Genomic DNA, 12504 nt, shown 5'->3' on the forward strand with positions numbered 1-12504 from the left:
TACCGGAAAACCTTCGCGAACCTTAAAGCCTGCGACCGATTTTTTTGCATTGACGATCAGCGCTTTTTGGCCTGCGATCAGCGAGATAGTATCGGCCATATTTTGAAGCACTTTTTGATCTTTGCTCGATTCGCCCGTTCCTACGCTGATAACGATCTTTTCAAGCGCTGGGATAAGCATAGGATTTTTTATATCAAATTCTTTCTGCAAAGCAGCTCTGATGGAATTAGCGTATTTATCTTTTAGTCTGCTCATAATCAACCCTCTACCAACGCAACGTTTGAAATATCCATAGGCATCTCTTTACTTGTAAAGCCGCCTTGCGGATTTTGCTCGGTTGGTTTGATAGCCTTTTTAGCCATTTTACAACCCTCGACGATAACTTGAGCTTTTTTAGGAAACACTGCCTTGACGGTGCCTGTTTTGCCCTTATCGTCACCTGCGATGATCTTTACTTGATCGCCCTTTTTAATCTTAAATTTTACTGCCATTATAAAACCTCCGGAGCCAGCGAAACGATCTTCATAAAACCGCCGTATCTGACCTCTCTACCGATAGGACCGAAAATACGAGTGCCGATCGGCTCTTTTTTTGAATCCAAAATAACGGCTGCGTTCTCATCGAATCTAATTAGAGAGCCGTTGCCTCTGTGCAACTCTTTAGTCGTACGAACGACTACGGCTTTTACTACTTGACCGCGCTTGATCTTGCCGTTAGGGAGCGCTTTTTTTACAGAGCAAACGATGATATCGCCGATTGTGGCGTATCTTCTTTTGCTGCCGCCCAAAACTTTAATACACATAAGTTCTTTTGCGCCGCTATTATCAGCTACCGCAAGTCTGGTAAAACTCTGTATCATTATTCAACTCCTGTTTTCAAAACCGCTTTTAAGCGAAACGATTTTCTAGCGCTTAGCGGTCTGCACTCGATCGCAGATATGGTATCGCCGATCTTTACGACGTTGTTCTCATCGTGGATCAGATATTTTTTAAATCTTTTTACGATCTTTCTATATCTAGGGTGCATAACCCTTCGCTCTACCAAAACGGTAGCTGTTTTATCGCCCGCCTTCTTTACGACTACGCCTTGAATTTCTCTTTTAAATGCCATAACCTATCCTTATTTCGCTTTAATAGCGGTGTTGATTCTAGCGATATCTTTTTTGATAGCGCGAATCTCGTTAGGATTGCTTAGCTGCATAGTTTTTAGCTTTTGTCTAGCCGTAAATAAAAGCAACTTACTTTGTTTCAACATAGAATTTAGCTCAGCCAAATCTTTATCTTTCAAATCAGTATATTTCATTTTCGCTTTCCCTACTTACGATTTTCGTTTTAAAAGGTAGTTTATGAATCGAAAGCATAAGCGCCTCTTTAGCAACCTCTTCGCTAACGCCGGTCATCTCGAAAATGATCCTGCCCGGTTTTATATTCATTACCCACTCTTCTACGCCGCTCTTACCCTTACCCATACGAGTTTGTAGAGGTTTTTTGGTAAGCGGTTTGTCTGGGAATACCTTAATCCAAATTTTAGCTTGACGATTTACGAAGCGCGTCATCGCGACACGAGCCGCTTCGATCTGGCGAGAATTTACCCTACCCGCCTCTACCGCTTTGATACCGAAATCGCCAAACGTCAAGGAATTTCCTCTCGTCGCGTAGCCGCGATTGCGACCTTTCATCATCTTGCGGTATTTTGTTCTTTTTGGCATCAACATAACTATTTACCTCTTCTTGGTCTGCGTGTTTTTTTAGGCGCATCATCGGTCTTTTCGGCCTGGATGCCTTTTTGTAAAATTTCACCCTTAAAGATCCAAACCTTAATGCCGATATTACCGTAGGTCGTATGCGCTTCGGCAAAGCCGTAATCGATCCTAGCCCTTAGAGTATGAAGCGGAACGCGTCCCTCCAAATACCATTCGGTTCTAGCCATCTCCGCACCGCCCAAGCGACCTGCGACGCAAATTTTGATTCCCTTTGCGCCTGCTTTTTGAGCGCCTTGGATGACCTTTTTCATAGCGCGGCGGAATGCAACGCGGCGCTCTAGCTGCATAGCTACGTTTTCCGCAGCCAAAAGTGCGTTCGAGCCTACTTTGCGCTCCTCTTTGATATTAATGGCTATGTCTTTATTGACTAGCTTAACGACTTCGCTTCTTAAATTTTCAACCTCGCCGCCTTTTTTGCCGATGATGATGCCCGGTCTTGCGGCTACGATCGTTACGCGAATTTTCTTAGCCGTTCTTTCGATAAGAATTTGGCTAATTCCCGCATAATAAAGCTTAGCTTTTAAAAATTTACGGATCTTGTAATCCTCGCCGATACTCTCGGAAAGCGTCGCTTTAGAAGGAAACCATCTAGACTCCCAATTTCGATTAATTCCTAATCTTAAACCGATCGGATTTACTTTCTGTCCCATTTACGCTTCCTTCTTACTTGGTTTTGCTACTTCGACGATGATGTGTGAAGTAGGCTTGCGGATACGGCTAGCCGTACCTCTGGCGCGTGGACGAAATCTCTTAAGCACCGGACCTGCATCCACTCGGCAGCTCGTAACTACGACCTCTTCAGGCTCAAAGCCGCCGTTTGCGACCGCGCTTGAAATCGCCGTCGCGATATATTTCGCACCGCGATTAGGCGTAAATTCCAAAGTAGCAAGGGCAAATTCCGCATTCATGCCTTGAATTTGTTTTGCGATAAGTCTTGCTTTTGTCGGCGAAAGGCGAACAAATTTAATAGTTGATCTACTCATATTCTATCCTTACTTGCCGATCTTTTTCTGCACGGAGCCTTTGTGGCCCTTGAAAGTGCGCGTAGGAGCGAACTCGCCTAATTTATAACCGATATGATGCTCGGTGACGTAAACCGGGATAAAATTCTTTCCGTTATGAACGTTAAACGTAAGTCCGATCATCTCAGGCACGATCGTGCTTCGTCTCGACCAAGTCTTGATCGGTTTATTATCGCCGGCTTTCTTTGCCGCAACGACTTTTTTCATTACGTGATCATCTACGAAAGGACCTTTTTTTAGCGATCTAGCCATTTTTATTTTCCTTTCCTTCTTGAAATTATAAGCTTATCGCTCGCTTTTTTATGGCGAGTTTTATAGCCCTTCGTCGGTTTGCCCCACGGAGTTACCGGATGGCGGCCGGAATTTTTCTTACCCTCGCCACCGCCGTGTGGGTGATCGACCGGGTTCATTGCAGAACCTCTGGTTTGAGGACGGATACCTCTGTGACGATTGCGTCCGGCTTTACCGATGACGACGTTTGCCCACTCTTCGTTACCCACTACGCCGATACTGGCCATACACTCTGCGAGCACTCTTCTCATCTCACCGCTAGGCAGACGTAAAATGACGTATTTTTCCTCTTTACCCATAAGCTGAGCATAGCCTCCTGCGCTACGTGCCATTTGAGCACCTTTGCCAGGTTTTAACTCAATATTATGCAGGATGGTTCCCACAGGGATGTTTTTCATCTTCATCGCGTTGCCAGGTTTAATATCTAATCCGCCCTCGGCAGCGGCTACTACGTCACCCACTTTAAGATCGTTAGGCTTGATAATGTAGCGCTTCTCGCCGTCTGCGTATGAGATCAGCGCGATACGACAGTTGCGATTCGGATCGTATTCGATCGCCTCGACCTTGCCTGCAACGCCGAATTTATTTCGCTTAAAATCGATAATTCTATAAAGTTTAGCAGCTCCTGCTTGTTTATGGCGGCTGGTAATGCGGCCGTTATTGTTCCTTCCGGCTGCGGCAGGAATTTTAACAAGCAAGCCTCTAACGCTAGCTTTTGCAGTGATATCCTCGCTGCTAAGCCCGGTCATAAATCTTCTACTTGGAGTATACGGTTTATAAGTTTTAATCGCCATTTTACGCCTCCGCGCTTTCTAGGCTTACGCCCTCAGGTAGTTTGACATAGAATTTTTTCACATCGTTTCTGGCGCCCATTTTACCTCTAAATCTTTTTACTTTGCCGTCCTGTCTTAAAGAATTTATCTTTAGCGGAGTGATCCCGAAATAGTTCTTCAAAACGCTCTTTAATCCGTTTTTCGTAACCGACGGGCTAGTTTGGATAACGACCACGCCGTTTTCTTGAAGACCGAGAGACTTTTCCGTATAAAGGATCGTTTTGATATCTGTTATATCTGCCATTTTAGTCCTCTTTCACTATTGATTCAAATGCCGCTTTTTCGAATACGACCGAGCCGTAAACTGCAATTAGATAAGCATTGACCTCGCTTGCATCGACGACATAGCAATTCTTAAGATTTCTATAGGCCAAAAGAGTTTGTGCGTCTAGCTCGTTTTTAACGATCAGCGCATCTCTAACGCCTAATTTCTTAATAAAATTTGCCGCGTCTTTAGTTTTGCCGCTTTTTAGCTCCAAATCATCGAAGATAAAAATTTTACTCTCGTTTGCTTTCTCATTGATAGCAAATTCCAGCGCAAGGCGTTTTTGCTTTTTATTGACCTTCTGCTCGTAATTTCGCTCGTTAGTCGGACCGAATGCGACCGCGCCGCCTACCCAGACGTTAGTTCTGGTTGAGCCCGCACGTGCGCCGCCGCGACCCTTTTGTCGCCATGGTTTTTTGCCGCCGCCGCTAACCTCGGCGCGAGTTTTAGCGTTAGCCGTATTTGCACGAAGCGAAGCAAGGTAAGATTTGACGTACAAATATAGATTGTGCGAATTGACCTCCGAAAATTTCGCAGGAATTTCAATTTCGCTTGCTTTTTCTAGTTTTTCGTTAAGCACGCTTACTTTACTCATTTTACTATCCTTATTCTGCCCATTGCGCCGTTAAATCCAGGAACCGAGCCTTTAAGCACTAAAATTTTGTTCTCGGCATCAAAGCTTACGACTTCGTTTTTGGCAGTGATCGTTTCGTTTCCAGTGTGTCCCGCCATCCTCATACCAGGCTGAACGCGACCGGGCCACTCGCAGTTGCCAATAGAACCAGGCCTTCGGTGGAAGCGGCTACCGTGCGCTGCAGGACCGCCCGCAAAGCCATGGCGCTTAATAACGCCCTGATAACCTTTACCCTTGGATTTAAAGCTTACTTTGACGATCTTGGCTTCGCTCAAAACATCTAAATTTTGATCGCCAAGCTCGGCATTTTCTAAACTTAAAGTCGCAAATTTATTAAATTCCTTGCTTAGGCTATATTTCTTTTGAATTCCAGCGATAGCTTTATTATACGCTTTGCCCTCTGCGTAGGCTACGATAGCTTTTTTCTCATCGCAAACTTCGCAAATTTTGGTATTGATAAGTCGTAAAAGCGTCACGGGCGTGCTGCTCGTGTCGATCGTCCTACTCATACCTATTTTTTCTACAATATATTCCATTGTTTTACCCCTTATTTGCCCATCGCGTGAACTTCGACGTTGACTTCCGGAGCCAAATCAAGCTTAGTTAGCGAATCAACCGTATCTGGCGTAGCCGCTACGATGTCTAGCATACGGGCGTGAATTTTCATCTCAAACTGCTCTCTGGAGTCTTTATTTACGTGCGGAGATCTTAAAACGGTGTAGCGTTTAATCTTCGTAGGCATCGGCACGGGACCTCTGACGTCCGCACCTGTTCTTTTTACGGCTTCAACGATAGCCGAAACTGTGCGATCTAAAACTCGATGGTCATAAGCCTTGAGTTTTAACCTAATTTTTTGCATCACTTTTCCTTAATAAAGAACTTGTCGCAACGCGCGACCCTTTGTTTCAAACAAAAGATGCACATTATATAAAAGCGCTCCAGCTTTGTCAAGAAAATAGCCAAATTTTATGGAAATATTTCCTTTTAATAAGGAAAATTTTAAAATATCCACTATGAATGATCTGAAATTTTTTTACGAAAACCCGCCGGAATTTATGGGCTTTATTCCGCGCAAAAGAGGTATCGGCTCGCCTAAAACCATAATCTACGGAGTGCTAAATTCCGGCAAAAGCGCCGTGCTGAAAAATGAAATTTCAGAACTTAAAAAAGATGAAATTTTGTACCTAAATTTAACCGATCTACGCCTTGAAGAGGCGGTAGCGAATGATGCAATTTTTGCAGCTAGAAATAGCGCAGGCGATACAAAGGCTAGCGAAGTAAACGAGCATGAAATAAGCAGAGAAGCTACGCTTGGCGCGGATATTTCGGATATAGATAAATTTTATCGCGCCGCCGCAAAAAATACAGATACAAAAAACGTAAGCGCAGGCAGCTCAAACAATGCAAAAAATGCGGAGTCCGATGGCGCAAAAAACAGGAGCGAGAATTTCTTCCGCGAGATCAAGGAATTTTTGGCAGCCAACGAGCAAATTTCATCGCTTTTTTTAGATAATTTTAGTAGCGCTGATTTTGAAATTTCATCGCTTCAAAGCTTCGCCGAGGGGCTAAATTTAAAGCGCTTTATAATTTCTACTCGCGATAGAGAGTTGGTCCTGCCGGGCTTTGAGCGGCTTGAGCTTTTGCCGCTTTCGTTTGAAGAATTTATCGCCTTCGACAAGCGTCACAACGAGATAAACTCGATGATTTCGGCGTTTTTAGCCCAAGGAGATGGCGCAAAAAACCCCTTCATAACCCCCGCTGAAATTTTAGAATTCGAGCAGAGGCTGCTTGCGGCAAACTTTAGCCGCACGGAGATTTTAATCCTCAAAGAGTGCCTAAGCTTCGTTCACACCGCATTTAGCGCAAATAAAATTTACACCGCGCTAAAGCCGCGCATCAAGATCTCCAAAGACGCCGTATACGGCACCATCGCTAAACTTGAGCGGGAAAATTTCATCAGATTTTTAAGCAAAGCTGGCGAGCCCGCGCGCGCAAAAAAACTATATTTTTCGCATTTTAATATGCGCGAAATTTTAACAAGCAAAAAGGACTTCTCGAAAAAATTTGCCAACGTCCTTTTTTGCGAGCTTTTAGGACTAGATACGCCGATTTTTTACACAAAAGAGCTGGATTTTTACCTGCCTGCTCTAAAGATGGGGGTCCTTGTCATCCCATTTAGCGACGCGGACATTATCTTTTTAAAATTCCGCAAAATCTTAAGCGCGCTCAAGAGACTCGGCATCTCGAGCTTAAAGGTCGTTTCTATGGCAAACTCCGGTAGGCTCGAGATTGAGGGTATCCGCTGCGATGTCGTGCCGTTTCATGAATTCGTACTTAGCTTCTAATTATTGACACTTTATATCATAAAAATACAAATTTTATGATATAATTTTGGCAAACCCATATCAATTACGCAAGGGAAAGCCGATGATCAAATTAAAAGACAAACTCATTTATGAAACGCTAAAACTGGTCGAATCGCAAGGCGAAGATGGGCTTTTGTGTCGCAATAAGCAAAGCGATGCGGAGTTTATGAGTCCCGTAAACGAATTCGCAGCTGCGAGTGGGCGCAACTACACATCGATCAAATCGACTCTTGACATAATTCATAAAAACTGGGGCTATCTGCAGCGCAAAAGCATTAAGGATACGGGGCTTGATGCGGGCAAGGCGTCGAAGATTTTCATCTACCGCCTATGCGAGGCAGGGCGAAGCTTTATCGAAAAATACGAAAAAGCGCTCGTCCAAAACGCCGACAAATAGCCCAAAATTAAAAATTTTAAGCGCCAATTAGATAGAATTCTTTAATTTCACGTAGAGCGACAGAATTTCATTTTTATGCGACTCGCCTTAAAAAAAGGAGATGAAAATGCTGGATTTTATAGTAAAAATGTTCGCATGGAAAGCTGAGTGGGAGGTAAAAAAGGAATATGACAAAGAATTTGGCGATCTATCCTCCATGCGCTCAATCTTGCACTTTATAATACTTCTTGTCATACTTGGCATTTTGATTAAATTTCAATTAAGCGTATGAAAGATACATTTTTAGACATTGCACTCGTTTTATTCGGCATCGCTATGCTTGTCGCAATACGACAAAAATCTTTGTCAAAATTTATAATTTTTGTCGTGATTTTAACGCTCGCCAGAGAGTTAATTATCAGGCTTTATGCCTAGCTTTGGCGAAACCGATGCGGATGGAATTTAAAATTTAAACGACAAAATGACGGCGCGGCGGAATTCGGCGGGCGCAAATTTTAAATTTCGCCGTAACCACACTATGCTTTTATCGTCGTTAGTAAATTCTACCGCGCTTCAAGAATTGTCGTATCGATCAATCTAGCTTTTATCGTCAATGACAGAATTTTACCCGCAGCGAGGATTTGCGCTTGATGCCGCGCTTTCTGCTATCAGTGGCGGAATTTCACTTGTGCGAACACGGCGGATTTTTTGCGGTGGCAGCAAAAATTATAAACCAAATGAGCGGGTTAGAGCGTAAATTTTATAATGCTATAACGCTTAAATTCCGCAGAAGCCTAAATTAATGCGATACAAATTTGAAATTCAAGCAAAAATTTTAAATTTAGTAGCAAAATTCCACACGCCTAAATCTTAAAATTTTATTTCATAAAATTCCGAAATTTAGGAATTAAATTTTGCAGTGAAGCGACAAATTTTACCTCAAAATTAAAATTCTCACACAAACCATGCCCTGTAAATTCCAAAATTTCATCATCATAAAATTTTAAAATTCCAATGTCGTATTGCAAATCTATTATTTTATAAAACGGAGTGAAAAGCGAAATTTTGTATAAATTACACTCGAAAATTTGACGAATTCTCGCGCAAACTGGCTCGAAATTTCGCCCTGCCTACTCCACGTATCCAATAAATTCGCCATCGAAAGTATGCCTAACGTCGCCGCGAAAGTAAATTTTGCCTCCATCCCCTAAGCGCAAATTTAGCGTTTCACCGCTTGCGGGTATCACGCGGATGTCGGGAGTTAGCCCCATATTTTCGACGCCTGCGATGAAGCATGCCGCCATCCCCGTACCGCATGCGAGAGTTTCGGCTTCTACGCCACGCTCAAAGGTGCGCACCTTTAAAATTTTACTTGCGAGGCGGCTTTGAACTAACGCATAATTAACGTTAGCGTTATACTTTTCACGCAGATCGCGGGCTAGCGCGGCGTCGAACTCATTTAAATCGCTAACAAAAGTTACTAAGTGCGGCACTCCTGTGTTATAAAAATACCACGTTAGCCCTGCCTCCTCAAAGCTTTCGCCCAGGCGCTTAGGATGAGTTAACATTACCTCGACGTTAGCTACTAACGCGTGAGCGTTAGGGCGAAGATTGAAAATCTCACCGAAGCTTACATTACGTAGCTCGCCGCGCATGCTCTCGCTCAAATTTCCGCCGAAAATACCGAAAATTTCACCGCTAATTACGCCTGCGCCGCTTAGGAATTTCATGCTTTGCGCGGCCAAAAAATTTTCATACGCATACATGCATACCGCTCGCGAGCCGTTGCCGCACATATCGGCGCTACTGCCGTCGCTATTATAAAATTCCCACTCAAAGTTTATCCCCTCGATACCGTTAAACTTCGGTAGCACGATGATGAGCCCGTCAGCGCCTACTCCATCGCGCCTATCACATAGCTCACGCGCTAGCTTGGATCTATCCGCCTTAACTGAATCCGTAAATATTACGAAATCATTTCCGCTCGCATTATATTTTGAAATTTTCATTATCTACCTCGCAAATTTTTAAAATTACTAACGCTCACTAACGCTTTATTAAAATTTTACTTATATCTAAATTTAAGCGTATCGCTTATTCCTAGGCTTTACTAAGACTCAATTTACTAACGTATCTTCTTTCGTGAGCCCATTTTGTTATGCGTTTTTCGCGCTTGATGTTAGAGCCTCTCATCTCATAGTCTCCAAATGCTCGCAAGCATCAAATCTTCCGAGCTTGCAAGCTCTTTCATAAAGCTCGCGTGCCCTCTTTTTATCTTTCGTCACGCCCCAGCCCTTTTCGTATTGATACGCTAAATTTGAGCAGGCTAGCGGCTCGCCACCATTCTCGCACGCCTCGCTAAAATACTTCGCAGCAAGGGCGTGATCCTTTTGCCCGCCGTCGCCCTTAAAATACGTAACGCCCAAATTTACGCACGAATCCATGTGCCCTTGCTCGCAAGCCCTTGTAAAAAATGTCCTGGCCCTGTCCACATCTTTTTTCACGCCTTCACCGAGAGCGTAGCTAAGCCCTAGGTTATGGCACGCCTCTACTTGCCCCATTTTGCAAGCCTTGATCAAAAGCTCGATCGCCTTTTTCACGTCGGGATAGACGCCGAGTCCCTTTTTATAGTTGTATGCGAGGCTCGCGCACCCCTCGCTGCTATTTTTATTGCAGGCGTCGCTGAAAAGCTCATTCGCCCTCTTACGATCCTGCGCCACTCCCTGCCCGTCGTTGTAGAGCAGCCCTAAATAGACGCAGCCCTTCTGCTCGCCGAGCTTGCACGCCCTGTCGTAATAGCGCGCAGCCTGCCTAAAGCTTCTATTTGAGTCGTATGCGTAGCCCAAATTTGCGCAGTCTAGCGCGTTTTCCTCGCCGCCTGCGTCGCAGTTGCGCTGCAGCTCATTTATCACGCGGTTTAGTTTTTTACAATCCATCTCGCTCCCCGCGGCGCAGCCTTTTCTTAGATCGTCGATCTCCGCCATAGCGCCCGTCGCAAACAGCGCGGAGAGCAAAACCGCTCGCGCCGTAAATTTCAACCGCTCTTTAAGCGGCGTGCTTTTAAAATTTTGAAATTTAGCGCCACTTTGGGCGCGACTGCCGATCCTCATCATCTCTCCTTTATTTTTAGTCTCATCTCGATTTGCGTAGAAATTTTACGAGCTCTCGCGCAAAGGGCTAAATTTTATCTTTTAGCTCTTTTAAAAATCTCTCCACCGCGGCTTTAAGCGCGGCAAGATCGCCGCTGTTATCTATCACAAAATCCGCCATAGCGCGCTTTTGCTCTATATCAGTTTGTAGCTCCACACGGTGCTTTGCAGCGGCATGATCTAGCCCGTTTCGCTTCATCACGCGCGAAATCAGCGTATCTTTAGGCGCATAAACGACTGCCACTTTATCAAAAAACTCAGACCTCTTGCCCTCGAAAAACAGCGGAATATCAACGAAATAAAGCTTTCCTTTCGCCTCCAAAGCCTGCGCCTGCGATAAAATTTCAGCCGTTATCTTCGGATGCAGCAGCGCTTCTAGCTTTGCAAGCTCCGCGGGGTCTTTAAACACCAGCTCGCCTAGTTTTTTGCGGTCCACAAAAGCGCAAGAATTGGTCAAATTTTCCTCACCTCTGCTGGCATCAAATTTAACCTGTACGTCTTTTTGCACAACGTATTGCGCGCCGAAAATTTCAGCCACCTGCGCGGCGCAGCGATCCAAAATGTCATGCGAAATCTTATCGGCATCGATAATCTCAAATCCGCGATCACGAAGCAGCTCGCAAACCGCACTCTTGCCGCTACCAATGCTGCCCGTGATGACGACTGCGTGTTTAAATTTCAAGGTGAGCCTTTATAGCGTTTTTATTCGATTTTAGCTAAAATCTGCGAAATTATACCATCTTGGAGGATAAAATTTGATAAGCTACAAAGACGCGGGCGTCGATATAGACGCGGGAAATGACTTCGTAAACGCGATAAAACCGTTCGTCAAAGCCACGCAAACTCCGCACGTTTTAGGCGGTATCGGCTCGTTTTCGGGCGCAGTAAGGCTGCCCGCAGGCTATAAAAAACCTGCGATCCTAGGCGCTACCGACGGCATGGGCACAAAACTGCGACTAGCGATCGACGCGCGCAAATTTGAGGGCGTGGGGCAAGACCTCGTCGCAATGTGCGTAAACGATCTCATCTGCAACTTCGCCGAGCCGCTATTTTTCCTCGACTACTACGCGACGGCGAAGCTTGAGATCGCGGATGCCAAAGAGGTCGTAAAAAGCATCGCCGAGGGCTGCAAACTCGCCCGCTGCGCGCTGATCGGCGGCGAAACGGCAGAGATGCCCTCGATGTATGAGAAAGGCGACTTCGACCTTGCGGGCTTTGCAGTGGGTATCGCCGAGGAGGACGAGATCGACCGCAGCAAGTTCGTGCGTGAGGGCAACGTACTCATCGCGCTTCCTAGTAGCGGACTGCACTCAAACGGATTCTCGCTCGCGCGCAAAGTGGTCGCCGAGCTTGGGCTAAAATTTGACGACAAAGTGGACGGTCGCGCGCTCATCGACGTGCTTTTGAAGCCTACAAGAATTTACGTTGGCGACTTTTTAAATTTAAAAGATAAAATCCACGCGCTCGCACATATCACGGGCGGCGGCATCGTGGAAAATCTGCCGCGCGTATTTCCGGAGGGGCTGGGCGCGAAGATCGAGCACACCGCGATCCGCACGCCTGAGATCTTTAAAATCATCGCGCAAAAGGTAGAGCCTGCCGAGATGATGAGGACGTTTAACATGGGCGTTGGTATGATCGTCGTAGCTCCGAAGCAAAACGCTAACTTCGTGCTCGCTAACACCGACGGCTACGTCATCGGAGAGGTCGTAAAAGGCGGGGGCGTGCAGTTTGCTTAAATTTGAAGCGGTAAAATTTGCCGCTTTTTGCCAAAGCAGAATTTATGCTTAGACTAAATTTTTAAGC

General features: G+C 45.2%; 20 protein-coding genes. 3 read left to right on the top strand and 17 right to left on the bottom strand.

What is annotated here, in order from left to right:
- The 14 genes from rplE to rpsJ form a co-directional block, all read right to left on the bottom strand.
- A partial coding sequence (rplE, locus tag Q0620_RS04240) for a 50S ribosomal protein L5 (RefSeq protein ID WP_298783346.1) occupies window positions 1–255 on the bottom strand: 255 nt, incomplete at its 3' end.
- A gap of 2 nt (window positions 256–257) precedes the next feature.
- A complete protein-coding gene (rplX, locus tag Q0620_RS04245; RefSeq protein ID WP_005868992.1) occupies window positions 258–491 on the bottom strand; it encodes a 50S ribosomal protein L24 in 234 nt (77 codons plus the stop codon).
- Window positions 491–859, bottom strand: a complete 369-nt coding sequence (rplN, locus tag Q0620_RS04250; RefSeq protein WP_005868993.1) for a 50S ribosomal protein L14 — start codon at window positions 857–859, stop codon at window positions 491–493. The genes rplX and rplN overlap by 1 nt, the downstream gene beginning before the upstream one ends.
- The gene (gene rpsQ / locus Q0620_RS04255; protein WP_005868994.1) at window positions 859–1110 is read right to left on the bottom strand and encodes a 30S ribosomal protein S17; all 252 of its coding nucleotides are present in this window, start codon (window positions 1108–1110) and stop codon (window positions 859–861) included. The genes rplN and rpsQ overlap by 1 nt, the downstream gene beginning before the upstream one ends.
- A 9-nt stretch (window positions 1111–1119) precedes the next feature.
- Window positions 1120–1302, bottom strand: a complete 183-nt coding sequence (rpmC, locus tag Q0620_RS04260) for a 50S ribosomal protein L29 (RefSeq protein WP_005868995.1) — start codon at window positions 1300–1302, stop codon at window positions 1120–1122.
- Window positions 1289–1714, bottom strand: coding sequence for a 50S ribosomal protein L16 (gene rplP, locus Q0620_RS04265; protein WP_005868996.1), 426 nt, complete (start codon window positions 1712–1714; stop codon window positions 1289–1291). The genes rpmC and rplP overlap by 14 nt, the downstream gene beginning before the upstream one ends.
- Before the next feature lie 2 nt (window positions 1715–1716).
- Window positions 1717–2412: a 30S ribosomal protein S3 gene (gene rpsC, locus Q0620_RS04270; protein ID WP_005868997.1), complete on the bottom strand. Its 696-nt coding sequence runs from the start codon at window positions 2410–2412 to the stop codon at window positions 1717–1719.
- Window positions 2413–2745, bottom strand: a complete 333-nt coding sequence (rplV, locus tag Q0620_RS04275) for a 50S ribosomal protein L22 (RefSeq protein ID WP_298783347.1) — start codon at window positions 2743–2745, stop codon at window positions 2413–2415.
- A gap of 9 nt (window positions 2746–2754) precedes the next feature.
- A complete protein-coding gene (gene rpsS / locus Q0620_RS04280; RefSeq protein ID WP_005869002.1) occupies window positions 2755–3036 on the bottom strand; it encodes a 30S ribosomal protein S19 in 282 nt (93 codons plus the stop codon).
- 2 nt (window positions 3037–3038) lie between these two features.
- Window positions 3039–3869, bottom strand: coding sequence for a 50S ribosomal protein L2 (gene rplB / locus Q0620_RS04285; protein WP_297897660.1), 831 nt, complete (start codon window positions 3867–3869; stop codon window positions 3039–3041).
- A 1-nt stretch (window position 3870) separates the two neighbouring features.
- The gene (locus Q0620_RS04290) at window positions 3871–4152 is read right to left on the bottom strand and encodes a 50S ribosomal protein L23 (RefSeq protein WP_298783348.1); all 282 of its coding nucleotides are present in this window, start codon (window positions 4150–4152) and stop codon (window positions 3871–3873) included.
- A gap of 1 nt (window position 4153) precedes the next feature.
- On the bottom strand, window positions 4154–4768 hold the full coding sequence (rplD, locus tag Q0620_RS04295; protein ID WP_298783349.1) for a 50S ribosomal protein L4: 615 nt from the start codon (window positions 4766–4768) through the stop codon (window positions 4154–4156).
- Window positions 4765–5343, bottom strand: a complete 579-nt coding sequence (gene rplC / locus Q0620_RS04300) for a 50S ribosomal protein L3 (RefSeq protein ID WP_297880899.1) — start codon at window positions 5341–5343, stop codon at window positions 4765–4767. The genes rplD and rplC overlap by 4 nt, the downstream gene beginning before the upstream one ends.
- 11 nt (window positions 5344–5354) lie before the next feature.
- Window positions 5355–5666 (bottom strand): 30S ribosomal protein S10, encoded by a 312-nt coding sequence (rpsJ, locus tag Q0620_RS04305; RefSeq protein ID WP_005869011.1) that lies wholly within the window; start codon window positions 5664–5666, stop codon window positions 5355–5357.
- 109 nt (window positions 5667–5775) lie between these two features.
- On the opposite strand from rpsJ, the gene Q0620_RS04310 reads away from it, so the two are divergent.
- Complete coding sequence (locus Q0620_RS04310; RefSeq protein WP_298783350.1) at window positions 5776–7152, top strand: hypothetical protein; 1377 nt, start codon at window positions 5776–5778, stop codon at window positions 7150–7152.
- A gap of 82 nt (window positions 7153–7234) precedes the next feature.
- Window positions 7235–7570 (top strand): hypothetical protein, encoded by a 336-nt coding sequence (locus tag Q0620_RS04315; protein WP_298783352.1) that lies wholly within the window; start codon window positions 7235–7237, stop codon window positions 7568–7570.
- 1109 nt (window positions 7571–8679) lie between these two features.
- On the opposite strand, the gene dapF is transcribed toward Q0620_RS04315, so the two are convergent.
- From dapF to coaE, 3 genes are all read right to left on the bottom strand, one after another.
- Complete coding sequence (gene dapF, locus Q0620_RS04320; RefSeq protein ID WP_298783353.1) at window positions 8680–9558, bottom strand: diaminopimelate epimerase; 879 nt, start codon at window positions 9556–9558, stop codon at window positions 8680–8682.
- A 180-nt stretch (window positions 9559–9738) separates the two neighbouring features.
- Window positions 9739–10659, bottom strand: coding sequence for a tetratricopeptide repeat protein (locus Q0620_RS04325; RefSeq protein WP_298783354.1), 921 nt, complete (start codon window positions 10657–10659; stop codon window positions 9739–9741).
- A gap of 67 nt (window positions 10660–10726) precedes the next feature.
- Entirely contained in the window at window positions 10727–11380 is a 654-nt protein-coding gene (gene coaE, locus Q0620_RS04330; RefSeq protein WP_298783355.1) for a dephospho-CoA kinase, read from the bottom strand.
- Between the two features lie 73 nt (window positions 11381–11453).
- Between coaE and purM the strand changes: the two genes are divergently transcribed.
- A complete protein-coding gene (gene purM / locus Q0620_RS04335) occupies window positions 11454–12437 on the top strand; it encodes a phosphoribosylformylglycinamidine cyclo-ligase (protein WP_298783356.1) in 984 nt (327 codons plus the stop codon).
- Window positions 12438–12504: the final 67 nt, after the last annotated feature.

This window comes from uncultured Campylobacter sp. (assembly GCF_938017615.1).
In the GTDB taxonomy this organism is placed as follows: Bacteria; Campylobacterota; Campylobacteria; order Campylobacterales; family Campylobacteraceae; genus Campylobacter_B.

Excerpts from the sequence above, each read along its gene's own strand:
- rplX (WP_005868992.1), bottom strand. The coding sequence starts at position 491 with ATGGCAGTAAAATTTAAGATTAAAAAGGGCGATCAAGTAAAGATCATC.
- rplN (WP_005868993.1), bottom strand. The coding sequence starts at position 859 with ATGATACAGAGTTTTACCAGACTTGCGGTAGCTGATAATAGCGGCGCA.
- rpsQ (WP_005868994.1), bottom strand. The coding sequence starts at position 1,110 with ATGGCATTTAAAAGAGAAATTCAAGGCGTAGTCGTAAAGAAGGCGGGC.
- rpmC (WP_005868995.1), bottom strand. The coding sequence starts at position 1,302 with ATGAAATATACTGATTTGAAAGATAAAGATTTGGCTGAGCTAAATTCT.
- rplP (WP_005868996.1), bottom strand. The coding sequence starts at position 1,714 with ATGTTGATGCCAAAAAGAACAAAATACCGCAAGATGATGAAAGGTCGC.
- rpsC (WP_005868997.1), bottom strand. The coding sequence starts at position 2,412 with ATGGGACAGAAAGTAAATCCGATCGGTTTAAGATTAGGAATTAATCGA.
- rplV (WP_298783347.1), bottom strand. The coding sequence starts at position 2,745 with ATGAGTAGATCAACTATTAAATTTGTTCGCCTTTCGCCGACAAAAGCA.
- rpsS (WP_005869002.1), bottom strand. The coding sequence starts at position 3,036 with ATGGCTAGATCGCTAAAAAAAGGTCCTTTCGTAGATGATCACGTAATG.
- rplB (WP_297897660.1), bottom strand. The coding sequence starts at position 3,869 with ATGGCGATTAAAACTTATAAACCGTATACTCCAAGTAGAAGATTTATG.
- Q0620_RS04290 (WP_298783348.1), bottom strand. The coding sequence starts at position 4,152 with ATGGCAGATATAACAGATATCAAAACGATCCTTTATACGGAAAAGTCT.
- rplD (WP_298783349.1), bottom strand. The coding sequence starts at position 4,768 with ATGAGTAAAGTAAGCGTGCTTAACGAAAAACTAGAAAAAGCAAGCGAA.
- rplC (WP_297880899.1), bottom strand. The coding sequence starts at position 5,343 with ATGGAATATATTGTAGAAAAAATAGGTATGAGTAGGACGATCGACACG.
- rpsJ (WP_005869011.1), bottom strand. The coding sequence starts at position 5,666 with ATGCAAAAAATTAGGTTAAAACTCAAGGCTTATGACCATCGAGTTTTA.
- Q0620_RS04310 (WP_298783350.1), top strand. The coding sequence starts at position 5,776 with ATGGAAATATTTCCTTTTAATAAGGAAAATTTTAAAATATCCACTATG.
- Q0620_RS04315 (WP_298783352.1), top strand. The coding sequence starts at position 7,235 with ATGATCAAATTAAAAGACAAACTCATTTATGAAACGCTAAAACTGGTC.
- dapF (WP_298783353.1), bottom strand. The coding sequence starts at position 9,558 with ATGAAAATTTCAAAATATAATGCGAGCGGAAATGATTTCGTAATATTT.
- Q0620_RS04325 (WP_298783354.1), bottom strand. The coding sequence starts at position 10,659 with ATGAGGATCGGCAGTCGCGCCCAAAGTGGCGCTAAATTTCAAAATTTT.